The 23,028-nt window shown below is 60.2% G+C and carries 21 protein-coding genes and 1 pseudogene; 5 read left to right on the top strand and 17 right to left on the bottom strand.

Annotation, left to right across the window (positions count from 1 at the left end):
- Window positions 1–28: 28 nt before the first annotated feature.
- The 13 genes from LJU29_RS15695 to LJU29_RS15755 all read right to left on the bottom strand — a co-directional run bounded on the left by LJU29_RS15695 (window position 29) and on the right by LJU29_RS15755 (window position 12,864).
- Window positions 29–925 carry a metal ABC transporter substrate-binding protein gene (locus tag LJU29_RS15695; RefSeq protein ID WP_011168621.1) on the bottom strand — a complete coding sequence of 299 codons (897 nt, stop codon included), beginning with the start codon at window positions 923–925 and terminating at the stop codon, window positions 29–31.
- 11 nt (window positions 926–936) lie between these two features.
- Window positions 937–1,806: a metal ABC transporter permease gene (locus tag LJU29_RS15700; protein ID WP_002553554.1), complete on the bottom strand. Its 870-nt coding sequence runs from the start codon at window positions 1,804–1,806 to the stop codon at window positions 937–939.
- A complete protein-coding gene (aztA, locus tag LJU29_RS15705) occupies window positions 1,803–2,552 on the bottom strand; it encodes a zinc ABC transporter ATP-binding protein AztA (protein ID WP_005733071.1) in 750 nt (249 codons plus the stop codon). Before aztA ends, LJU29_RS15700 begins: the two co-directional genes overlap by 4 nt.
- Window positions 2,549–2,677 carry a hypothetical protein gene (locus LJU29_RS15710; RefSeq protein WP_002553552.1) on the bottom strand — a complete coding sequence of 43 codons (129 nt, stop codon included), beginning with the start codon at window positions 2,675–2,677 and terminating at the stop codon, window positions 2,549–2,551. Before LJU29_RS15710 ends, aztA begins: the two co-directional genes overlap by 4 nt.
- A 57-nt stretch (window positions 2,678–2,734) precedes the next feature.
- Window positions 2,735–5,542, bottom strand: a complete 2,808-nt coding sequence (metC, locus tag LJU29_RS15715; protein ID WP_257110905.1) for a cystathionine beta-lyase — start codon at window positions 5,540–5,542, stop codon at window positions 2,735–2,737.
- Window positions 5,543–5,596: 54 nt separating this feature from the next.
- A complete protein-coding gene (locus tag LJU29_RS15720) occupies window positions 5,597–6,190 on the bottom strand; it encodes a cysteine dioxygenase family protein (protein ID WP_005744127.1) in 594 nt (197 codons plus the stop codon).
- Between the two features lie 44 nt (window positions 6,191–6,234).
- Complete coding sequence (locus LJU29_RS15725) at window positions 6,235–7,071, bottom strand: amino acid ABC transporter ATP-binding protein (RefSeq protein WP_057404015.1); 837 nt, start codon at window positions 7,069–7,071, stop codon at window positions 6,235–6,237.
- A complete protein-coding gene (locus LJU29_RS15730; RefSeq protein ID WP_005744130.1) occupies window positions 7,058–7,846 on the bottom strand; it encodes an amino acid ABC transporter permease in 789 nt (262 codons plus the stop codon). The genes LJU29_RS15725 and LJU29_RS15730 overlap by 14 nt, the downstream gene beginning before the upstream one ends.
- Window positions 7,836–8,570 carry an amino acid ABC transporter permease gene (locus LJU29_RS15735; protein WP_057422998.1) on the bottom strand — a complete coding sequence of 245 codons (735 nt, stop codon included), beginning with the start codon at window positions 8,568–8,570 and terminating at the stop codon, window positions 7,836–7,838. Before LJU29_RS15735 ends, LJU29_RS15730 begins: the two co-directional genes overlap by 11 nt.
- Entirely contained in the window at window positions 8,567–9,700 is a 1,134-nt protein-coding gene (locus LJU29_RS15740) for an aminotransferase class I/II-fold pyridoxal phosphate-dependent enzyme (RefSeq protein WP_257110906.1), read from the bottom strand. The genes LJU29_RS15735 and LJU29_RS15740 overlap by 4 nt, the downstream gene beginning before the upstream one ends.
- Entirely contained in the window at window positions 9,697–11,118 is a 1,422-nt protein-coding gene (locus tag LJU29_RS15745; RefSeq protein ID WP_257110907.1) for an FAD-binding oxidoreductase, read from the bottom strand. Before LJU29_RS15745 ends, LJU29_RS15740 begins: the two co-directional genes overlap by 4 nt.
- Window positions 11,115–11,954, bottom strand: a complete 840-nt coding sequence (locus tag LJU29_RS15750; RefSeq protein WP_257110908.1) for a transporter substrate-binding domain-containing protein — start codon at window positions 11,952–11,954, stop codon at window positions 11,115–11,117. Before LJU29_RS15750 ends, LJU29_RS15745 begins: the two co-directional genes overlap by 4 nt.
- 67 nt (window positions 11,955–12,021) lie before the next feature.
- Window positions 12,022–12,864, bottom strand: a complete 843-nt coding sequence (locus LJU29_RS15755) for a transporter substrate-binding domain-containing protein (protein ID WP_029240997.1) — start codon at window positions 12,862–12,864, stop codon at window positions 12,022–12,024.
- A 256-nt stretch (window positions 12,865–13,120) separates the two neighbouring features.
- Between LJU29_RS15755 and LJU29_RS15760 the strand changes: the two genes are divergently transcribed.
- From LJU29_RS15760 to LJU29_RS15770, 3 genes are all read left to right on the top strand, one after another.
- Window positions 13,121–13,978 carry a LysR substrate-binding domain-containing protein gene (locus LJU29_RS15760; protein ID WP_005777714.1) on the top strand — a complete coding sequence of 286 codons (858 nt, stop codon included), beginning with the start codon at window positions 13,121–13,123 and terminating at the stop codon, window positions 13,976–13,978.
- Between the two features lie 71 nt (window positions 13,979–14,049).
- Window positions 14,050–15,270, top strand: a complete 1,221-nt coding sequence (locus LJU29_RS15765; protein WP_005744136.1) for a putative DNA modification/repair radical SAM protein — start codon at window positions 14,050–14,052, stop codon at window positions 15,268–15,270.
- Window positions 15,267–16,106, top strand: a complete 840-nt coding sequence (locus tag LJU29_RS15770) for a TIGR03915 family putative DNA repair protein (protein ID WP_005757807.1) — start codon at window positions 15,267–15,269, stop codon at window positions 16,104–16,106. The genes LJU29_RS15765 and LJU29_RS15770 overlap by 4 nt, the downstream gene beginning before the upstream one ends.
- A gap of 70 nt (window positions 16,107–16,176) precedes the next feature.
- Here LJU29_RS15770 and LJU29_RS15775 read toward each other — a convergent pair whose 3' ends face one another.
- Window positions 16,177–17,019 carry a PhzF family phenazine biosynthesis protein gene (locus tag LJU29_RS15775; protein ID WP_057423000.1) on the bottom strand — a complete coding sequence of 281 codons (843 nt, stop codon included), beginning with the start codon at window positions 17,017–17,019 and terminating at the stop codon, window positions 16,177–16,179.
- Between the two features lie 165 nt (window positions 17,020–17,184).
- Here LJU29_RS15775 and LJU29_RS15780 point away from each other — a divergent pair, with 165 nt between their 5' ends.
- Complete coding sequence (locus tag LJU29_RS15780; RefSeq protein WP_122321068.1) at window positions 17,185–18,030, top strand: NAD-dependent protein deacetylase; 846 nt, start codon at window positions 17,185–17,187, stop codon at window positions 18,028–18,030.
- Here LJU29_RS15780 and LJU29_RS15785 read toward each other — a convergent pair.
- Window positions 18,027–20,390 (bottom strand): annotated as a pseudogene (locus LJU29_RS15785) (DNA polymerase II). The gene LJU29_RS15780 and the pseudogene LJU29_RS15785 overlap by 4 nt on opposite strands.
- A gap of 222 nt (window positions 20,391–20,612) precedes the next feature.
- On the opposite strand from LJU29_RS15785, the gene LJU29_RS15790 reads away from it, so the two are divergent.
- Window positions 20,613–21,053, top strand: coding sequence for a CBS domain-containing protein (locus tag LJU29_RS15790; protein WP_011168615.1), 441 nt, complete (start codon window positions 20,613–20,615; stop codon window positions 21,051–21,053).
- A gap of 53 nt (window positions 21,054–21,106) precedes the next feature.
- On the opposite strand, the gene LJU29_RS15795 is transcribed toward LJU29_RS15790, so the two are convergent.
- Together LJU29_RS15795 and LJU29_RS15800 are read right to left on the bottom strand one after the other, a co-directional pair.
- The gene (locus LJU29_RS15795; RefSeq protein ID WP_054996166.1) at window positions 21,107–21,652 is read right to left on the bottom strand and encodes a DUF4174 domain-containing protein; all 546 of its coding nucleotides are present in this window, start codon (window positions 21,650–21,652) and stop codon (window positions 21,107–21,109) included.
- A 124-nt stretch (window positions 21,653–21,776) separates the two neighbouring features.
- A complete protein-coding gene (locus tag LJU29_RS15800; RefSeq protein WP_257110909.1) occupies window positions 21,777–22,979 on the bottom strand; it encodes an aspartate aminotransferase family protein in 1,203 nt (400 codons plus the stop codon).
- Window positions 22,980–23,028 lie beyond the last annotated feature (49 nt).

Consider the following 23,028-nt stretch of genomic DNA (forward strand, 5'->3'; position numbering starts at 1 on the left):
GAAACCCAGGGGCTGGCGACTCTCGAGGTTACTGATTGCGCTTCATTGCCGCAGTCAGGGTATCGACGTTGTAACGGAACATCTTCGCGTAGGTTGACGCAGGGCCGTCGGCTGGCGACAAGGCTTCGACGTACAGCTCACCGCCTGGCTGGGCACCACTGGCTTCGGCAATCTGCTTGACCAGACGCGGGTCGCTGGAGTTTTCGAAGAAGTAGGCACTGACATGCTCGGCCTTGATCTGGCGAATCAGTTTCGAGACATCAGCTGCCGACGCTTCCGATTCGGTAGACAAGCCCAACGGTGACAGGAAAGTCACGCCATAGGCATCGCCAAAGTAGCCGAACGCATCATGAGAAGTGAGGATCTTGCGCTTGGCGGCCGGAATCGAATGAATCTGATCGCGGGCGTAAATGTCCAGTTGTTGCAGCTCGACGATGTAGCGATCGCCATTGGCTTGATACTCGCTTGCTCCTTCCGGGTCGGCTTTCTTCAGCGCGGCGATAATGTTACGCACATAAATCACCCCGTTGGCGGCGCTGTTCCAGGCGTGCGGGTCGACAATACGCTTGCCATCTTCGTCCATGCTGCGGGTCTTGATCCCTTCAGAGAGCACTACCGGCTTGCCCTTGTAGCCCGACGCTTTGATGAGACGATCCATCCAGCCTTCCAGATGCAGGCCACTGACAAACGCCAGGTCGGCATTTTTCAATGCCTGAGCATCACTTGGCGTTGGCTCGTAGACATGCGGGTCGCCGTTCGGGCCGATCAGGGACTTTACGTGAACACGGTCGCCGCCGACCGTACTGACCATGTCCGCGATGACCGTGAACGACGCGACGGCTTCCAGCGGTTTGGCCTGGGCCAGGCTGGCGAACGCAGACAGCGCCAGTGCAGCTATGGAACTCAACACCATCAATCGTTTCATGACGTACCTTTTCAGTTAGCCAGGTGAGGTTTGGGAAACAGTCGGCGCACGATTCCCGTGCGCCCGAACAACAGGGAAAGGCCGTAGAACGCACTGGCGGTAAGCACGATGGCCGGGCCCGAGGCGACGCCAAGGTGGTAGGAAACGATCAGGCCGATCAGGCCTGACAAGGTCGCCAGCAGTGTCGAAATCACCATCAGGCCGCTCAGCGAGTTGGTCCAGAAACGTGCCGCGGTTGCCGGCAGCATCATCATGCCCACGGCCATCAAGGTGCCCAGCGCCTGAAAACCTGCGACCAGGTTCAGCACCACCAGCAGCAGGAACAACACGTGGTACAGCGAGCCGCGCCCGCCGACCGCACGCAGGAAGCCCGGATCAAAGCATTCCAGCACCAATGGGCGATAGATCACTGCCAACAGAATCAGCGTGAAGGAAGCAATGCTGCCGACCATATAGATAGCCGTGTCATCGATGGCCAGAATGGTTCCGAACAGCACATGCAGCAGGTCGACACTGGAGCCATGCAGCGAAACGATCAGCACCCCGGCCGCCAGAGAGGTCAGGTAAAAGCTGGCAAAACTGGCGTCTTCACGCAGCGAAGTCAGCCGGCTCACCAGCCCTGACAGCAAAGCCACTGCCAGCCCGGCGATCAGCCCGCCGAAGCCCATCGCGGGCAACGACAGACCGGCGACCATGAAGCCCACCGCCGCGCCGGGAAGCACCGCATGGCTCATGGCATCGCCCACCAGACTCATACGGCGCAGCATCAACAGCACGCCCACCGGCCCGGAACCAATCCCCAGTGCCAGACAAGCCACCAGCGCGCGGCGCATAAAACCGAATTCGATAAAAGGCTCGACGACCAGGCTATAGAGCATCATGAGCGCTCGTCCTCGCTATCACACAGCAAGGCGTCCGGGCTCCAGTACTCGGCCATGTTGCGCGCCTTGCGCAGGTTGGCGGCGCTGAGCACTTGCGAGGTTTCGCCCCAGGCAATGGCTTCACGGGCCATCAGCAGGGTTTGCGGAAAGTGCTGACGAACCTGTTCGATATCGTGCAGGACCGCGATCACTGTGCGCCCCTGCCCATGCCAGGCGCGCACCAGCTCCAGCAGATCACGGGTGGTGCGTGCGTCGATGGCGGTAAATGGCTCGTCGAGCAGAATCACAGAAGCATCCTGCAGCAGCAATCGGGCAAACAGCACCCGCTGGAACTGGCCGGACGACAACGAACCGACGCTGCGCCCTTCAAAACCCTCCAGGCCGACCGTGCTCAGCGCTTCTCCGGTCAGTCGCGCATGATTGCGTGTCAGGCTGCGAAACGGCCCGATGCTGTGCCAGGCCCCCATCGAAACGGTATCGGCGACGCTTAGCGGAAAACTGCGATCGATTTCTGCGGCCTGGGGCAGGTAGCCGATCGTGCGGGTCGCCAGGCGGCCACGGTCGACGCGCCCCTGCGCAGGCTTCATGGTGCCGGCGATGGCCTTGATCAAGGTCGATTTACCCGCCCCGTTCGGCCCGACGATGGCCGTCAGGCTGCCCGCCTCGAACCGCCCGCTGATGTGGTGCACCGCCGGGCGGCGCTCATAGGCCACAGTAAGGTTTTCCAGAGCAATGGCTGCACTCATGGAATGGCCACCGACCAGCCGATGGCCAGCCAGAGCAATATCAGCACCGCAAGAGAAAACAGGACCCGCTTCCAGGCCGATTGGGCCAGCACGGAGCCTGCTATCGAGGCAAAAGGAGTTTTCACGCGAAAGTAACCTGCAACTATTTGTTACAGTATTACATACCAGTCACGAAAATGTTATTAAATAACATTCATGCGAGATTGTACCTCCAGACAAGCGTCAAATCCTCGCTGCAAATCCTCTATCAGCGCCGACACATCTTCCAGTCCTATGTGCAGACGCAACACGGTATTGAGTTGGCTGCCCTGCTCGCCTTGCCGATTACCCAGTTCGGCAACCGTAACCAGACTTTCATAACCGCCCCACGAAGCCCCCAGACCGAACAGCTGCAAAGCGCTGATAAATCGCTCTGCCAGCGCGGGATTGTCGTCACGCAACTCGAACGATAGCAAGCCGTTGCTGCCGTTGAAATCGCGTTTCCACAGCGAATGCTGCGGATGCTCGGGCAGACCCGGATGAAAAACCCGGCCGACCTGAGGGTGCGCAGCGAGCCACACCGCTACGTCCAGCGCCTGACGCTCATGAACATCCATGCGTGAAGCCAGAGTGCGTGCGCCACGCAGTATCAGCCAGGCATCATCGGGACTGACCGCGTTGCCCAGGGTGTCGCCCATCCGCCCCAGCGGCGACCAGACCTCTTCACGCGTACAGACGCTGCCCATCACCACATCGCTATGGCCGCACAGGTATTTGGTCAGGGCCATGATCGAAATGTCCGCGCCCAGTTGCAGTGGTTGGTACAGGTAGCCGCTGCCCCAAGTGTTGTCCACCGCCAGAAGAATGCCGCGGGGTCGGCAAAGGCCAGCCAGCGCCGGCAGGTCGCACAGCTCATAGAGCAGCGAACCCGGCACCTCGGCGTAGACCATTCGCGTATTGTCCTGCAGTTGCGCTTCCAGCCCCTGGCCATCGGCAGCGTAATAACTGACTTCGATGCCGAAGGGTTGCAGGAACTCCTGCGCCACGCGCCGCACCGGCGAGTAGACCGCATCGGTCAACAGCACATGATCACCGGGACGCAGATAGGCCAGAAACGTCTGCGCCACCGCAGCCAGGCCACTGCTGAACAGCCGGGTGCGATAACCACCTTCAAGTTCTGTGACCAGATCTTCCAGAGCGAAGCCTGTGGGGTTGCCCCGCGCGCCATAACTCAACAAGCGCTCGCTGTCGCGACGTTTACGTACATCGCGCATCTCGCTCAGGCTGTCGAACAGCACCGTGCTCAAGCGCGTGACCGGCACATTCACGCCACGCACCCCGCTGCCCTTGACCGTGCGTGCGGCATGCACCAGGCGGGTGCGCACCAGCGGGTCACGCTCCTTGCCGATTGCATGGTCGGGCTGCAATGGCTTGAAGCCAGCGATCTCCTCGTCGGTCATTTGCCCCAGCAAGCCGATCTCCCAAGCCAGGTACTGACGTGCAGCATCCTTGTTGCCTGAATGTCGATCGTGGGTAAAGAACAAAAAGTCGATGCATTGCTCATCGGCCAGACTCGCCTTGCCCTCACTCATCGGCAACCCGGCTGCCTGCCAGGCATCAACTCCGCCTTCGAGCAGGCGAACCTGCTGACGCTGCGCAAACGGCAGTTCCTGCACGGCCAGTTGCGCAATCATCGGGTCGTCGGCCACCAACACAACCGGCCTCGTTTCAAAGGCCAGAGCACTGGCCAGCAACGGACGAATCGACCAGCGCGCGCCATCGATACGGGCCTTGCGATAGCGCGTGCTTGAACGCAGGTCGATCAGTGCCACCGCAGCGTCTTTCAGCGCATCCGCCAGTGCCTGTACGCCGATGGCAGGCACCTCAACGGTAAACACGTCGCTGACCGTCACATCCGGCAACGTCGTGGGCAATGACAACCCGCTGTCGACACCGTCAGCCAGCACACAAGCGTCATGCCCCAGTTGTCTGAGCCAGCTCGCCACAATCGGTGCGCGAATGCCGTCGGAGTCCAGCAACACAAGCCGCGCGTTACGCACCCCGATGTACAGATCAGTGGCCTGGATGAGCTGCCCACCCGGTGTGTGCCGCGCACCGGACAGGCTGCCTGTGGCAAACTCCTCAGCGCTGCGCACATCACACAGGAACAGACTGCGCGCTGAATCCTGCGCCCAGCGCCTGACCTGTTCGGCGGTCACGGTGTGTACCTGAGCCCGTTTTGCCAGCGCCTCGGCAGCGCTGCGCTGACGGGGTAATGCCGCAGGCGCGACCTGATCCGGGTAACGCCGCACGCTGCCGTGCTCCAGTTGCAGATCGGCCAGATACCAGCCTTGAGTGCCGTTTTCCAGAGCATAGACGGGGTTCTTCACGCCCATGTCGATCAGGGTCTGGGCACCGATAATGCTGCGCGTGCGCCCGGCGCAGTTGACGACGATCGGCGTGCTTTCATCACTAACCAGTTCCGGGATGCGATAACCCAGCTCGCCGTTGGGGCAGCACACGGAACCGGGGATGGTCATCTTGCGGTATTCGTCAAACGGCCGACCGTCCAGCACCACCAACGGCTCGCCACTCGCCTGCCACTGCGCCAGCTCGATGGCAGTGACGTGCGGGGTATGGCTGACCTGCTCGACCAACTCGCCAAATGCCTTGGACGGCACATGCACACCGGCGAACAATTGTCGCCCCGACGCTTGCCAGCCCTGCACACCGCCCTCAAGCAGGTGTACGTTGCAGTATCCCGACGCAACAAGGCGCAAGGCTGCGCGCGGCGCTACGTCGCTACCTGTCTGATCGTAAATCACCAACCGGACATTGGGGTTGGGTGCCAGACGACGGATGTCCAGTTCAAGACGGCTGTAGGGCAGCGTTACCCCGTGAAACAAATGCGCATCACCATACTGGCCGTGCTCTCGTACGTCGAACAGGGCAATTTCCTGACCGTCGAACAGCCATTGTTGAAGTTGCGCCGGGGTGATGATCTGGCTCATTGGGTGGCTCGTTTGAATTTAAGGGAAACAACGCTGAACGCAGGCGGCGTCGGCTCAATACGCCTGAATTGAAGGTGCCATCTGTGAAGCGTTGTAATTGAGCACGCGCCCCTCCTGGTTGACTCCATAGCGGCCGTTGAGCGATTCCAGCGGACGCCCGTAGAGGTGGAAATGCAAGGTCGGCTGATCGCCTTCGACCTTGATGCCGTGCAGGTCTTCACCCAGGAACGAAATCGGCGTGCCCGGCTGAACCACCACTTCTTTTTCCAGTTTCAGCCGGGCAAAGGCCGGATCGCTGCCATCATCGGTACGGGCCCACACGTAATTGATTTCCTGGCCCTGTACCGCAACGATCACCGCCCAGGTTTCATGGTTGTGCGGCAACGTGCTTTTACCGGGCAGCAGCGAATTCATGTACAGCGTCGGGGTTTCCCCATCGTCGTTAAGACGATAGCGGAACGCAGTATCGCCCTCGCCCGGAACCGGTGCGGGAAACTCGCTGAAATTGAACAGGTCGTGACGCTCGGCCAGGGTCTCCAGCAGCGCAACGATTTCAGTCAGGGCCTTACGGTCTACGCCGCGCTGATGGATGATACGTACCTGTTGCAGAAATGTTTCTATTACGTGGGTTCGGTCGTGATGACTCATGCAGTTGCTCCGGTTTTTCAAGTTCTGGCGCTGGAAGTTCTGGCTCAAACGGACAAGCTGTAGCGGCTGATATTGCTCAATAAAAACGGATCGCCTACAGGCGCTTGTCGACGTCCCGATTCGCCCAATGCATGACGCAGAAATTCTGCCGTGCGTTCGCTGGTCGGGCGCTGGAATATCTGCTCGGCGCTGCCGTGTTCGACAATCCGCCCGTTCTCGGTGAAATACACCCGGTCGCTGATCTCTTCGGCAAAGCGCATCTCGTGGGTGACCAGCAAACAGGTCATGCCCTCTTCGGTCAGTTCGCGGATCACAGTCAGCACCTCGCCGACTGTCTCCGGGTCCAGCGCTGATGTCACCTCATCGAAAAGGATCAGTTCCGGGCGCATCGTCAGCGCACGAGCAATGGCCACGCGCTGCTGTTGCCCACCGGATAACTGCCCTGGATAGGCATCAGCCTTGTGTTCCATGCGTACTTTGGCCAGCAATGCACGCGCCTGTTTTTCAGCCTCGCCGCGCTCGATGCCCAGCACCTTGCGTGGCGCTATGACCAGGTTCTCCAACACCGATAAATGCGGAAACAGGTTGTATTGCTGAAACACAAAACCCACGCGCTTGCGCAGCTCGATACGCTCGGCTTCACGCGTCAGCTCATCAACTTGCGTCTGGCCCACACGAATGCTGCCGCCCTGCGCCTGCAACAAACCGGTGATGCAACGCAGGATGGTCGACTTGCCGGAGCCGGACGGCCCGATGATCGACACCGCCTGGCCGCGCTCGACATCCAGGTCAATGCCTTTGAGCACACGGTTACTGCCAAACGACAAGTGCAGGTCGCGCAGGCTGACCAGTGAGCGTGCGGCGGGATCAATGGAAAGCATAACGTCGCTCCAGATAGTGAGTCAGACGGGAAATGGGGTAGCAATAGGCAAAGAACAGCGCCAGCAGGCTGCAATAAATGATGACGGTGAAGCTTGTCTGGTTGACCGTATTGCTGGCGATCTGCGCTGTGTCGATCACATCATGCACACCCACCAGCGAAGCCAGTGCAGTGCCCATGGTGATCACTGCATACAGGTTCATCCACGGCGGCAGCATGCGTTTCAGGCACTGGGGCAGGATGATCGAGCGAAAAATCTGCCCGCGGGTAAACGCCAGCGAGCGCGCCGCTTCCCACTGGGTAGCGGGAATCGACGCCACAGCGCCACGAAAGATTTCGGCCACGTTGGCGCTGGCCGGCAGTGCCAGGCCAAGGGTGACTTTCACCCAGTCAGGAAAGGCAATGTAAGTCCCGGCGACTTTTATCTCGAACGGAAAAACATAGGTAGTAAAGTAGATCAGCACCAGCCAGGGCGCGTTACGAAACACCTGCACCCAGAGCCGTGCCGGCAGACGCAGCAACCTGAATGGCGAAAGCCCCAGCGCCCCGACCAACAGGCCGAATATCGAACCCAGAGCGATGGCGACCAGGCTGATCAGAATGTTCTGTGCAAATCCGGCCGCCAGCGCAGGCGACCATTGCAGCAGCGCGCTGAACACCGGACTTTCCGCAGTCCACCACGCCAGCGCGATCACCAGTAGCACCAACAGGCTTAGTGAAACCAGGTGACGACGCGACCACGCAGGGAGCGTCGTCAGTGAAGAATCAATCGCCATAACCAGGCATCCTCAAACGGGCTTCCAGGGCACGCCCCGCACAATTGACCGCAAAGCTGAGTAACGCGAAAAAGCTCAGCAGAAGAATCATCAGTTCCAGCACGTTGTCACTCTGTGTCCAGATCATGATTGATGCGTAAGTGATGTCATTCACCGCAATGGCCGACGCCACGGCGGTCATCTTCACCAGATCAATCAGGTTGTTGACCAACGACGGCAAGGCGAAGCGCACGGCCAGCGGCAACTGGACGTTCCACAACAACTGGCGACTGTTAAAGGCCAGTGAACTGGCAGCTTCCAGGGTCACGGCGGGCACTGCCTCGATACCGGCCCGCAGCGCTTCGGCGTGGAATGCACCCTTATGCAGGGAAATCACGATCACCACCCAGGCGAAAGGCGTCAACGGGTTCGCTGCACCGACCGCCTGGGTCAGCAGCATGTTCAACACCAGAAAAGCGCAGTACAGCTGCACCAGCGTCGGTGTGTTGCGAGTCACTTCGATAAATACCCGCGCAGGCACTGCCAGCCAGGTCTTGCCCGAGGTCAGCATTGCCGCCAGACCGACACCCGTCAGCAAGCTGCCAATGATGGTGAACAGGCACAACCACAGGGTTGTGACGGCCCCCTCCAGCATCGTGCCGCGCTGATAGGCATCGAGCAAAAAGGTGTAGTTCAAACCGATGCTGGCCGCCCACTGCACCCACGACTCAAGCCAGTGGTTCATGTGGTTTCACCGGAATGCAATTGCGCACAGGCGCGGGCAATACGTCGACCGGCTTCGCGGACCGTATCAGTCGCCGTCGCGATGGACAGCCGAAACCAGGGCGACAAGCCATAGGCGCTGCCTGCCACACCGGCCACTCCGGACTCCAGCAGCCAGGCAACCACGTCGGCATCGCTGTTCACGCGCTGGCCGTCCGGACGATAACGCCCCAGCAACCCGGCACAGCGCACAAAAACAAAAAAGCCACCTTGCGGTACCAGCACCTCAAGCCCGGCCACCTGCCCCAGCGCCGCCGCCTGGCCCACCGATGAAACACCCGAAGTCGATTGCGACTGAACGACCGTCATCGCACTGGTCAGGTCCTGCGGACCGGCACCGAAACCTATACGCCAGCCCGTCATGGCATAGGTTTTCGACACGCCGCCGACCAGCAGACAGCGCGACTGCAAGTCCGCAGCTACATTGAGCAGGCTCAGGGCCGCTTGACCGTCAAAGCGGATATGTTCGTACAACTCGTCCAGAAGAATCAGCACGTTCGGGTGACGACGCAGCACATGCGCCAAAGCCAGTAACTCCTCTCGGTCATACACCGCACCGCTGGGATTGCCCGGCCCGTTGAGGATCAACCAGCGGGTGCGTTCATTGATGTGCTGTTCCAGTTGCTCCGGGGTCAGCTTGCAGCCCTGCTCCAGCCCGCACTCGATGAATACCGGTTCGCCACCATTGAAACGCACGCTATCCGGGAACGACGGCCAGTAAGGGACAGGTATCAGCACCTCGTCGCCGTCATTCAGCGTCGCGGCAAAGGCATTGAAGATGATCTGTTTGGCACCGTTGGCGATCACGACGGAAGCCAATGAGTAATCCAGATGATTTTCCCGTCGCAGTTTGCGCTGCACTGCCTCACGCAATGCACGCCCCCCCGGTGTTGGCGTGTATTTGGTGTCGCCACGGTCAATGGCCTCGAACGCAGCGTTCTTGATGTGCTGCGGGGTATCGAAATCAGGCTCGCCGGTGGTCAGGTCGAGGATATCGGCACCACCCTCACGCAAGGCCGTCGCCTGTGATTTGGCTGCAGCATTGGCTGACAGCGAAACGCGCTGCACTCGCTTTGACAGAACGATACTCATGTCCGAGCCTCCAGTACCTTGCCCGGATTGAGCAAATTGAGCGGGTCCAGCGCGTGCTTGATACGATGCATCAAGTCCAGCTCCACCGGACTCTTGTAATCGGTCAACATGTCCCGCTTGCGTTGCCCGATGCCATGTTCGGCGCTGATCGAGCCGCCATGTGCATACGCGCTGTAATGCACCAACCGGCTCAACGCGGCGTAGTTGACCATGTGTGCCTCGACGCTGGAGCCCAGCGGATGTGCGACGTTGTAATGCAGATTACCGTCGCCCAGATGCCCGAAGGTGAAATGACGGACACCTGGAAAGTGCGCTTGCAACAAGGCATCGGTGTGGGTCACGAAGTCGACGACGCGAGAAATCGGCACAGAAATATCGTGCTTCATATTGCGACCGGCACGTTTCTGCGCCTCACTCATGTTTTCCCGCAGCAACCACAGCGCCTGCCCCTGCGCCAGGCTCTCGGCGATCAGCGCATCAGCCAGCAAACCCTGCTCGATCGCATCACCGAGCACCGATTCAAACGTTTCACGGGCGTGTTCCTCGCTGCGGTTATCCGACAATTCCAGCAACGCGAACCAGGGTTGCGGTGCGTTACGAAACGGCTGCGCCCCCTGCGTGAACTGCTCACGCAGCAGCGCAAGACAATCGGCGCTGAGCAGCTCGAAAGCCGTCAGCCCAGCGCCAAGGCCGGCGCGGGCGTGAGACAGAAAGGCAACCGCATCGGCCAGGGAGTCAAACGCCAGAAAGGCAATTGCCTGAGCCTTGGGCAACGGAAAAAGCTTCAGCGTCGCAGCGGTGATGATACCCAGCGTGCCTTCGCTGCCAATGAACAGATCCCGCAGGTCATAACCGGTATTGTCCTTGCGCAGACCACGCAGGCCATTCCATATTTCGCCCTGAGCGGTAACCACCTCAAGCCCCAGCGTCAACTCGCGCATGTTGCCGTAGCGCAACACCGCATTGCCTCCTGCGTTGGTGCCCAGGTTGCCCCCGATAGTGCAACTGCCTTGCGCGCCCAGGCTCAACGGAAACAGACGATCCGCCTGCCGGGCTGCATCCTGCAAATCTTGCAGGATGCAGCCCGCTTCGACCGTCAGGGTGTCATTGTCAGTGTCGATTTCGCGCACCTGATTCATGCGATCCAGCAACAACAGCACCGCCCGACCACTGGCATCGGGTGTCGCAGCGCCCATCAAACCGGTATTACCGCCCTGCACCACCACCGGCGCTGAATGTGCCACGCAGAGTCGTACCACCTCGGCAACCTGCGCGGTATCACCCGGATGCACCACAGCAATCACCTGCCCGGTATAGCGCCCTTGCCGGTCGATCAAGCGATCGCTGGCCTGGGCACCCCGCTGCACATGGCTGTCGCCCAACAATTGCTGCAACGCAGCGAACAACGGCTCGCTCATGGTGTGACAGCCAGTGGCGCACTGTCGCGAAACTTTTCATGCAGATCGCGCAGCGCCTGCGATGGCTCCATACCGGTGCGCTTGCCCAGCTCTATCAGCCAGCCACTGCGATGCCAGTCACGGACAATGGTATCCAGGCGAGCCTGAATATCGTGCTCACCCTTGCGAACCCAGATCACCGAGCTGGACGGGATGAGATCGGTCGGCATGGGTATTTCATAGCCGGACCATTCCTTTTCGGACAGCAAGGTGCGCATGGTCGGGCTGACATGCACGGCCGCGACACAACCATTGCCGCGCAGCGACAGCAGCGATTCGGACTGGCTTCGGAACGCCTTGATCTGCGCGCCGTAGAGTTCCTGCAAGGGTTTGATGAAATTACTGCCCTGCGACACGCATACCGGCTTGCCTTTAAGGTCCTCCCACATGCTGATGCCCGAGCCCTTGCGCACCAGCGCCGCGCCACCCACTTCTTCATAAGGCGTGGGCACGTAATCCAGAATCTGCGCCCGCTCTTCGGTGAACTGCATGTTGGCAATCAACAGGTCGACCTTGCCTTGCTGCAAAAACTGCACACGGTTGGGTGCCAGCACCGAAACTGTTTCCAGGTCGACACTCAGTCGTTTGGCAAGCTCTTTGGACAGCTCGACGTTATAGCCCTGATGGTCGCCGGTTGCCGGGTCGATAGTGCCGAACGGCGGACCGCTGAGAAGGACTCCCACACTGACCTTGTGGCGCTCGTTGATACGCTCCAGTGTCGCATCAGCCTGGGCCAGACCTGCACACAGTATCAACCCGAGTGCGGTCCACGTCCTGCCCGAAAAAATGCTGCTCATGAATGCCTTCCTTATTGGCCGAGGTCGTGCGAATCGGCGTGGGAATGGTGAAACGGGAAAGGTGAGATCAGGCGCCCTTGCTCGTGAACTGCTCATGCAGCTCGACCAGCGCTGGAGAAGGAGGAGTGATGTTGTAGCGTTTTTCCAGCTCGATCAGCCAACCGCTGCGATGCCATTCCTGAACGATACTGTCCAGCCGCTTCTGCGTGTCGGCCTCCCCGGAACGGGTCCAGATCACCGACGGGGCCGGGTTGAGTTCCGGAGTGATGGCGCGATAGTCCTTCCATTCGTCATTTCCAGCCAGCAGCGGGTTGACCAGCGTGGCGTCGTGCACAGCAGCCACGCAATTGTTGCCTCGCAGCGCCAACAGCGATTCGGACGAACTTTTGAACGCCTTGATGTCGGCACCGAACTCAGTCAGCGCCTTGATATAGCTGCTGCCTTGCGAGGTGCAGACTGGCTGGCCCTTGAGGTCTTCCCAGCGGGTTATCTTGCTGTCCTTGAGCACAGCGGCCGTGCCACCGACGCGGTAAAACGGCGTTGGCACCGAGCCCAGCAGCTGGCCGCGCTCGGGCGTCCATTCCATGTTGGCAATCAACAGGTCCACCTTACCCTGCTGCAGAAATTGCACACGGTTGGCGGTCAGTACCGACACCAGTTCAACGTCGACACCCAGACGCTTGCCGATATCTTCGGCCAGTTCCACATTGACGCCCTTGGGCTTGCGGGTTTGCGGGTCGATAGAGCCAAACGGTCCACCCGACAGCAACACGCCGACCACCAGACGATGGCGCTCCTGAATCCTGTCAAGCGTGGCATCGGCCAGCGCCGCGCTGCTCACAGTCAGGCTGGCCAGAACACCCAGCATGGCGGGAAAAAAACCTGAAACGGATGAGCGCTTGTTCGACATGAAATTCCCCGGCTGATGATCGGCGTCCCCCGACCTGATGCCGCGACACTACGGATCGCCATCCATTAACGGAAATTCAAATATCAAATATGGTTATAACTTTAAGTACGGCAAGCGATTCTGCAGGCTTAAAACTCAATAAACGTTGATAGCTATGGAAGTCAGTCACACAGACTGCACAATAAACATAAAACTACGTAATGTATTAACCCACCGCCCTGATATGAGTTCGACCTTGAAAACGCCCGACTCGACAATGCCGACATCGACCCTCGACCTGGAACTGCTGCGCACCTTCGTTGCGGTGGTCGACTACCACAGCTTCGCCCTGGCAGGTGCACAACTGGCGCGCACCCAATCCTCGGTAACTCAACACATGCAGCGCCTGGAACAGCAGGTCGGCGTCAGCCTGTTTCAGAAACAGGGGCGGCAGAAACACCTGACCGAATCGGGTCGGCAGTTGCTCAGGCATGCCCGGCAAATGCTGTCGCTCAACGACGACGCCCTGAATTCCTTGCGCGACAGCAGCCTTAGCGGCATCTTGCGCATCGGCTCACCACACGACATCGCCGACACCATTTTGCCGCCGCTGCTCAGCCACATCGCTCGCTCAGCTCCGCGCCTGAGGCTGGAAATCGACGTGGGGCGCAGCCCGTTTCTGATGGACGACCTGCATCGTGGCAAGGTCGACATGGTTATTTCCACTCGTGAAGATCCGACCCTGGAGGGCTTCGCACTGCGCACCTCTCCGGTCTGGTGGATCTGCTCGGCGCACTACATCCATGTACCCAGCGAGCCGCTGCCGTTGATTCTGGTCGACGAACCGAGCATTTACCGGCGCTATGCCTTGCAGGCGCTGGAAGCTGCCAACATTCCATGGCGTCAAGCGTATCTGGCGTCCAACCTGATCGGTATCAAGGCTGCAACCCGAGCAGGCCTGGGAGTAACGCCGCGCAGCATGGAAATGCTCGGCCCGGATATGCGCGTGCTGGGTGAGAACGACGGCCTGCCACGGCTACCGGACGTAACCTACCACCTGTGGATCCGGCCCAATACCCTGAACCCGCTGGTGCGCAAGGCCTATGAGTTGATAAGGACAAGCCAGGGCTTATAACTCCGCCGTGCGGTACTTGTGGCGAGGCGCACAGCCCTATACTGTACATGCAAACAGTAAAGGGGTACTTCATGCAGCTTATCGACAAGCTCAGCATTCTGGCGGACGCCGCCAAGTACGATGCGTCGTGCGCCAGCAGTGGAGCACCCAAGCGCAGCTCGCAGGACAAATCCGGGCTGGGTTCCACCAACGGCATGGGCATCTGCCATAGCTATACGCCGGATGGCCGTTGCGTGTCGCTGCTGAAAATCCTGTTGACCAATTTCTGCTTTTACGACTGCCAGTACTGCGTCAACCGCCGCTCCAGCGACGTGCCCCGTGCGCGCTTCACGCCCGAAGAAGTGGTCACCCTGACGCTGGACTTCTATCGTCGCAATTGCGTCAGCGGGCTGTTTTTGAGTTCCGGGATCATTCGCTCTGCGGACTACACCATGGAGCAACTGGTCGAGGTCGCCCGGTTGTTGCGCGAGGTGCACGAGTTTCGCGGTTATATCCACCTCAAGACCATCCCCGACGCCGATCCGGCGCTGATCGAAAAAGCCGGTCGCTATGCCGACCGCCTCAGCGTCAATATCGAGCTGCCGACCGACCTGAGCCTGCAAACCCTTGCACCGGAAAAAGACGTCGCGTCGATCAAACAAGCCATGCAAACCATTTACACCGGCGAGCAAACCGTGCGCAACGAGCCGCGCTCGCCGCGCTTTGCCCCGGCCGGGCAAAGCACGCAAATGATCGTCGGTGCCGACGCTACCGACGACAGCACCATCCTGCACAGCGCGCAGTCGCTGTACAGCAACTTCAAACTGCGCCGGGTCTACTATTCAGCGTTCAGCCCGATCCCCAACAGCCCCAACAGTGTGCCACTGGCTGCACCGCCGCTGATGCGCGAGCACCGGCTGTACCAGGCCGACTTCCTTTTGCGCGGCTACGGTTTTACTGCAGGTGAATTGCTCAGCGGCCCCGGTGACCTGGCGCTGGACATTGACCCCAAGCTGGCCTGGGCGCTGGGCAACCGGCAGGTGTTTCCGCTGGACCTGAACAAGGCCGACGCGGCGCTGATTGCCCGGGTGCCAGGCATCGGAATTCGTACCACCCAGCGGCTGGTCGAGCTGCGCAGGCAGCGGCGTATCCGCTACGAAGACCTCACCCGCATGCGCTGCATACTGGCCAAGGCCAAGCCGTTTATCATTACCAGCGACTACCACCCGCCGCATGCGGAAACCACCAGCGAATTTCTGCATCACCAGCTGCGAGACCGGCCGCAGCCTCAGCAAATGGGGTTGTGGGGATGATCTGCCTGGACTGCGACGACCTGTTCGGCACCTGGCGGCAACAGGCACGCTGGCTGCTGAGCCATGAGATCGACCCCAGCCAGGTCAGCTGGAAGTCACCGGACGCCGCCGACCTGTTTGGCAGCGAAGAAGAATACCCGCAGGAACAGGGCCCCTTTCAGGCCCGGGTTCCGCTGGAATTGGTGCAACTGCTGGAAAGCGCCTCGCGCTACCGGGGCGATCAGCGCTGGAGCCTGTTGTACGAAGTGCTGTGGCGCGTCACCCACGGTGATCGCACGGCCATGATGGCCGGCGACAAACTCGGCAGCGAGCTGCACCGTCGTCTCAAGTCGGTCAGACGTGAGGCGCATCATCTGCACGCGTTTCTACGTTTTGTCGCCTTGCCGCCTGTCGCTGATGACGCGGCCATCATGCGCCCGCAATACGTGGCCTGGCATGAGCCGGCGCACGATATTCTGCTCAGTGCCAGTGAGCATTTCATCGGCCGCATGGGCCAGCACCGCTGGATGATCGCTACCCCTCAGGACGGCGTGTATTACGACGGCAAACAGTTGTTCCACGAGCGCCGCTGCCCTGAAGCCTGGCAGACCATGGCCCGGCAGGTCGAAGACCCGCATGGCGAGTTGTGGCTCACCTATTACAGCCACATCTTCAACCCTGCACGCCTGAACCCCAAAGTCATGGAGGGCCACTTCCCTTCGCGCTTCTGGAAGAATCTGCCCGAAGGCCCTTTGATTCCAGCGCTCATCACCCAGGCCCGGACTGGCAAACAACGCGACGGCCAGGCCAGCGATATCGCCGCCAGACGTGGCAAGAAGATTGCGCACAGGGATTGAGTCTTTCGCTCTCGGGCTCTTGTTACCCGGCACTCTGTGCTCTTCAGGTGTTGTCTATGACGACAAGCGCCTAAAGCGAAACGCGCCCTTCAATGCAGGTAACCGTCGAGCCGCCCACCCAGATATCCTCACCTACACGCTGAATGGAGACTCGCCCCTTGCGGCCGAGCACGGTGCCTTGGCTGACGATGTAATTGTCCGGTGCCAGCCCCTCTTCCAGAAACCAGCGAGCGATTCCGGCATTGAGGCTGCCGGTCACCGGGTCTTCCGCCATACCGTCGCCCGGGATAAAGGCACGCACTTCAAATTGCGCCTCATCCCCATCGATTGCCGGGTCCCATGGCGCAACGACGCCGAGTATCAGGCCGCTCAATAGTGTGTAATCCGGCTGCAAGCTCAGAACACTGGCGCGATCTGCCAGCCTGAAGGCGACCCAACCCGGGCCGTTATCCACCCAGCGCGCATCCAGAATCTCACCCGCCCCCAGCTTCATACCGAGGCGGATCTGCTCGATCAATTCAGGGTCTACAGTGCCCGAACGCAACAAAGGCGGCGCAGTGAATGCCAGCCCGCTGCCCTCGCGACGAATGCGCACCAGACCGATCCCGCACTCCTGGATAATTTCCTCACCGTGCGCCGCGCCACCGCTTTCGAGCCAGGCGTGACAGCTGCCCAAGGTGGGATGCCCAGCGAAAGACAGCTCTTCAAGTGTGGTGAAGATACGCACACGATAGTCGGCACGCGGGTCTGTCGGTTTGAGCAGAAACGTGGTTTCACTCAGGTTGGTCCAGCGTGCAAAGGCGGCCATCTGTTCATCACTCAGCCCGTCCGCGCCCAGCACCACCGCCAGCGGATTACCGAGCAAAGGCTGATCGCTGAACACATCCAGTTGTTTGAAATGAAACGAGCGCATCTGAGCTTCCTTGGCAAGGTGTTAAAGAACCAAGGTTGCCACGCACGCCACCGGGTAGACAACGGTCTATTGAACCAACGCTCGCCTTGGCCGCTCACAGCTCGCACTCGCCTGCTAATCTGGCAGACACAGGTCCGGACAACATGAGTCATTCGAGGTTTGAAGATGCTGGACACTACCACCTACAGTCAGCTCGAAACACTTTGCGAGACAATGACCGGCAAGTCCTTTCTGGTCGTCACCGGCGCAGGTATCAGCACCGCGTCCGGCATTCCGGACTACCGCGACAAGGACGGCGTGCGGCGTGGCAAACAGCCGATGATGTATCAGGAGTTTGTCGGCAACCCCGCTGCGCGCCAACGTTACTGGGCGCGGGCAATGCTGGGCTGGCCGCGTATTCGCGCGGCGCAGGCCAATACCGCGCATCGGGCACTGGCTGCATTGCAGGTTGAAAATGCCATCAGCGGACTGATTACCCAGAACGTTGATGCACTGCACAGTCAGGCCGGAAGCCAGGACGTCATCGAGCTGCACGGCAGCCTGCACCGTGTACTGTGCCTGGATTGTCAGCAACGCAGCGAGCGGGCGGATATTCAAGAGCAGATGCTGGAGCAAAACCCCTATCTGCTAGGCGTTGATGCCAAACAGGCACCCGATGGCGACACACTGCTGGACCCGGCTTTCGAGGCTGGTTTCAAGGTGCCCCGTTGCCCGCATTGCGAGGGCGACAGACTCAAGCCGGACGTTGTGTTCTTTGGTGAGAACGTCGCGCCGCAGACCGCTGCCAAGGCAACGTCGAGTGTCGAACAGGCGGGAGGCTTGCTGGTGGTTGGCACGTCATTGATGGCCTGGTCGGCGTTCCGCCTGTGCAAGGCAATGGTCGAACAGGGCAAACCGGTCATCGCCATCAACCACGGCAAGACCCGCGCGGACGAATTGCTTGAAATGAAGATCGAAGCATCATGCGAGCAGGTACTGCCGTGGATCGCCGAGCAGCTCGGCGCGCGTTAGAACAACCCTAATTGCCCGCCGATCAGCGTGCTGAAATCATCGTCGACAAACGGCAGGATCGCATCCGCCAGTGGTTGTAACTGGCGAGTCACGTAATGGTCGTAGTCAATCGGCACGTGACGAATCTCCAGTGGTTCCGGCCCGGCAGTGGTCATCACATAGCTGATCCAGCCGCCGCTCTGATATTGACGCGGACGCCCCTGCTGATCGTTGTATTCATCGGCGAGCCGCGCGGCGCGCACGTGTGGCGGCACGTTGCGCTGATAATCATCGAGCTTGCGGCGCAGGCGCTTGCGGTAGATCAACAGGTCATCCAGCTCGCCTGACAAGGTGCGTTGCACGTAGTCACGTACATAATTCTGATACGGCTGGCGCTTGAAGATGCGCAGGTATAGCTCCTGCTGAAACTGCTGAGCCAGCGGCGACCAGTCGGTGCGCACGGTTTCCAGGCCCTTGTAGACCATCTCCTCGGAACCGTCGGCGCGAGTGACCAGTCCGGCGTAGCGTTTCTTGCTGCCCTCCTCCGCTCCGCGCACGGTTGGCATCAGGAAGCGGCGAAAATGCGTTTCGTATTGCAGCTCCAGCGCGCTGTGCAAGCCATATTCATTGTGCAGGTGCTCGCGCCACCACTGGTTGACCTGTTGCACCAGCGTCTTGCCGATGCTTGCCGCTTCTTCCTGCCCGTGAGGACGGCCCAGCCAGACAAATGTCGAGTCGGTATCGCCGTAGATTACGGTATAGCCCTGTGCCTGGATGAGGTCGCGGGTCTTGAGCATGATTTCATGCCCGCGCAAGGTGATCGATGAGGCCAGCCGCGGATCGAAGAACCGGCAGCCACTCGACCCCAGCACGCCGTAGAAGGCATTCATGATGATTTTCAGGGCCTGGGACAACGGCGCATTGTGCTCGCGCTTGGCGGTCTCCCGACCTTGCCACACTCGTTCCACGATCGCTGGCAGGCTATGGCGGGTGCGGGAAAAGCGCGCGCCGCGAAAGCCTGGCACCGACGCGCTGTCCTCGGGATGACGCATGCCTTCGATCAACCCCACCGGGTCGATGAGAAAAGTGCGAATGATCGACGGATAAAGGCTCTTGTAGTCCAGCACCAGCACCGACTCATAGAGCCCCGGCTGGGAATCCATTACAAAACCACCGGGGCTTGCCTCCGGCATGCGTTCGCCCAGATTGGGCGCGACGAAGCCCTGGCGGTGCATCAGCGGAATGTACAGATGGCAGAACGCGGCCACCGAACCGCCGCTGCGGTCAGCGGGCAGGCCCGTTACGGTGGCGCGTTCGAGCAGAAAGGTCAGCAACTGAGTCTTGGCGAAGATGCGCGTCACCAGCTCGCAATCCTTGATGTTGTAACGCGCCAGCGCAGGCTTGTCCTCGGCGAACATGCGGTTGATTTCGTCCATGCGCTGGTAAGGCGTATCAATGGCCTTGCCCTCGCCCAGCAGGGTCTGCGCGACATTCTCGAGACTGAACGACGGAAAGCTCCAGGTCGCGGAACGCAAGGCCTCGATCCCGTCGATGATCAGCCGCCCGCTGACCTCGGCAAAAAAATGATTGTTACGGCTGCCATGCTCCCGCCAGCCCATTGCTTCACCGCCACGCCCGAGCCGCAATGGCACTTGCAGGCGCTGGGCATGCTCATGCAGAACCCGCAGGTCGAACTGCACGACGTTCCAGCCGATGATTGCGTCAGGATCGTGCAACGCCAGCCAGCCATTCAGGCACTCCAGCAACTGCGCGCGGGTATCGCAATAATCGAGCTGAAAATCCAGCTCCTCGTCGCCACCATTGGGTGGCCCCAACATGTACACCTAGCGCTGACCACAGCCCTCCAGCGCGATCGAATACAGCTCGCCACGTGCCGTGGTTTCGATATCGAGCGACGCCAGCTTCAGGCTGGGACGGTAATCGGGTGCCGGCCTGATTTGCGCGTCGCAAAGCACGCCCTCGGCATTCGGCGTACCGCTGAATTGCACGGGCGCGGTGATGAAGCGCTCCATTAGATAGCGCTCGGGCGGGCGAATGTCTGCCTCGTAAACATCGACATTGCCTCTACGCAGCAGTTTTTCGATGTTCATCAACTGGCGGTGCTGCTGGCAATACACACCGAGCACAGGTCGATGGCGAAAATCGCAAAGTTCCAGCGGACGCAATTCCACCCCGCGCTCGGTACGCAACAGCGACCGCGCACGCTCGCCCTGCTCGGCGGGAATAAAGGCGACAGAGGGCTGGCAAGGCAGGCGAATATGGCGAGGCCCCTGATCGGTGGCCAACCAGAAGTCGACCTCGGTCCCGGCGGGCGTATCTTGCCAGTGCCGACTCAGGATGAAGCCCTGCTGTAAATCCAACGCTGCTACCTCGACCGCATGGCGAAACCGTTGATTCTACTTGGCTGTGAGATCAAGCGCGCGGTCTGCAGTCGAATTCAGGCCATTTTCAGGCGCTGTCAATTAATTGCGTCTATGCCCTTTATCCCTATTTATTTGTTGCTCGATTCTGCGCGCTGCACGATTCTGTAGTGCGCCTGAAAATGCACTACAGTCTTACAGGTCCCGATCACGGAGAGCACCATGAAAACCGTCGCCCAACTACTGAAATTGAAAGACCTGCAAAACCAGCAAGTGCATACCATCGGCCCGGACCAGATGGTGCTCGATGCGCTCAGGCTGATGGCGGAAAAGAACATCGGTGCGCTGCCGGTGGTCGAGGGCAACGTGGTGGTCGGCGTAGTCAGTGAGCGCGACTATGCACGCAAGGTGATCCTCAAGGGGCGCTCCTCGGTGGGCACGCCGGTCAGAGAAATCATGAGCAACAAAGTCATTACCGTCGACTCGCAACAGAGCGTCGAAGCGTGCATGGGGATCATGACCGACAGCCATCTGCGCCATCTGCCGGTCGTGGAAGACGGCCGGCTGCTGGGCCTGCTGTCGATCGGCGACCTGGTGAAGGAAGCCATTGCCGAACAGGCCAGTCTCATTCAGCAGCTTGAGCAGTACATTCGCGGCGAGTGAGCCGAACGGCACGCCAGGCGCAACGCGCGATTACCGCACGCTGCGCCGGTCACTCAGTCATCCAGCGTCTTGCCAGGTGCCCCGCCCTTGACTGACTTGGCCGGTTTTTCGGCCGGTGCAGGCTTGGCCTCTGGTTCTGGTGGCGGCGCGGATGCCTCTTTCTCGCGCATTGGCATCTGGTCGATGGTGGCGAAGATCTCTTTAAGGTCTACCGATTCTGACTTGCCGATAGTCTTGTCGATCTTTTTCTCGCCGTCCTTGCCCACCAGAATGACCTTGGTACCGACACCCGCGCCCAGCTTCAATTCACGAATCAAGGCCATGGTCGACTGGGGGTCCATGCTCTTGCCGTCACGCTCGCCGATAGTGTTCACCACCGTGAACAGCACCATATTGCGCTCTGTGAAGTCTTTATGATTGGCAGACTCCTTCAGCGCGTCCTTGAGGTGGCTCAGCGCCGGATCAGCCGGGCTGGGTGCGATGATGATCAGCGGGCGCGACTTGCCGCGCTCCTGGGCCAAAGGGCCATCGCTGTCAGCGGCAAGTGCTGTACCGGCAGCGACAAGCAGGGTGGCGAGGGTCAGGGACCGGATTAACATGGTGGGCTCCTTTCAAATCCATTGGGTAGCCATCGCGCGCAGACATACGCGATGCTGGACTGTTCTACCGCATATGGGTCATCCCGGTACAGCCCGATGTAGTCCTTTTCCTTAATCCCTTGCTTCAGGCAGAGCGCTCAAGCGATTTGTAAAGGGCGCTGTCGAGGCTCGCCAGCAGGCCTTGAACGATCTGTTCCACCTCGGCAGCGTTCAGCACCAATGGCGGCAGAAGACGGATGACCTTACCGCGCGTGACGTTGATCAACAGGCCGTAGTCCTCGGCCGCGATCCGGGTCAATTCGGGTACGGCCTGCCGCAATTCGATACCGATCATCAGCCCGAGGCCACGAATCTCCAGCACCTGCGGGTGAGCGCCAAGCACGTTGCGCAGCCGCTCCAGCAAGCGGCTGCCTTGCAGGGCAGCGTTCTCCACCAAGGCCTGCTGTTCGATGATGTCGATCACCGTGCAGCCGACCCGACAGGCCAGCGGATTACCACCGAAGGTGCTGCCGTGGCTGCCGGGGGTGAACAATTGCGCCGCCCTGCCCCTTGCCAGACAGGCACCTATCGGCACACCGTTGCCCAAACCCTTGGCCAGGGTCATGACGTCCGGCACGATGCCCTCGTGCTGAAAGGCAAACCACTTGCCGGTCCGCCCCATGCCGGTCTGGATTTCGTCGAGCATCAACAGCCAGTCACGCCGCGTGCAGCGCTCCCTCAGCGCCTTGAGATACTCGGTTGGCGCGACCTGCGCGCCGCCTTCGCCTTGAATCGGCTCCACCAGTACTGCGGCAATGCGGTGCCCGTGAGTCACGCAGACCTTGTCGAACGCCGCCAGATCGCCAAAGGGTACTTTGACGTAATCCCCCGGCAAGGTGCTGAAGCCCAGGCGCACAGCCGGTCCGTCACTGGCCGACAGCGTGCCCAGCGTGCGGCCGTGAAAGGCGTTTTCCATGACCACCACCAAAGGCCGTTCGATGTACTTGTGCCAGCCGTGCAGGCGCGCCAGCTTCAGCGCAGTCTCGTTGGCCTCGGCACCAGAGTTATTGAAAAACACCCGATCCAGCCCCGACAAACCGGTCAGTTTCTGCGCCAGACGCTGCTGCCAGTCGATGCTGTAAAGATTGGAAGTGTGCAACAGCAACCCCGCCTGATCCCGAATGGCCTCAACCAGCAGCGGATGCGAATGGCCGACATTGGTCACCGCCACGCCCGCCACAGCATCCAGGTATTGGCGCCCGCTCTGGTCCCACAGACGCGTGCCCAGGCCTCGGGTGAAGCTCAGGGCCAAAGGCTGGTAAGTGCTCATCAGGCAGGCATTGGTCATGACGTGAAGCTCCTTGGGTATGTTTCGGTTTTTGCAGTATCGTTAACCA

This window comes from Pseudomonas ficuserectae, from assembly GCF_024584585.1.
In the GTDB taxonomy this organism is placed as follows: Bacteria; Pseudomonadota; Gammaproteobacteria; order Pseudomonadales; family Pseudomonadaceae; genus Aquipseudomonas; species Aquipseudomonas amygdali.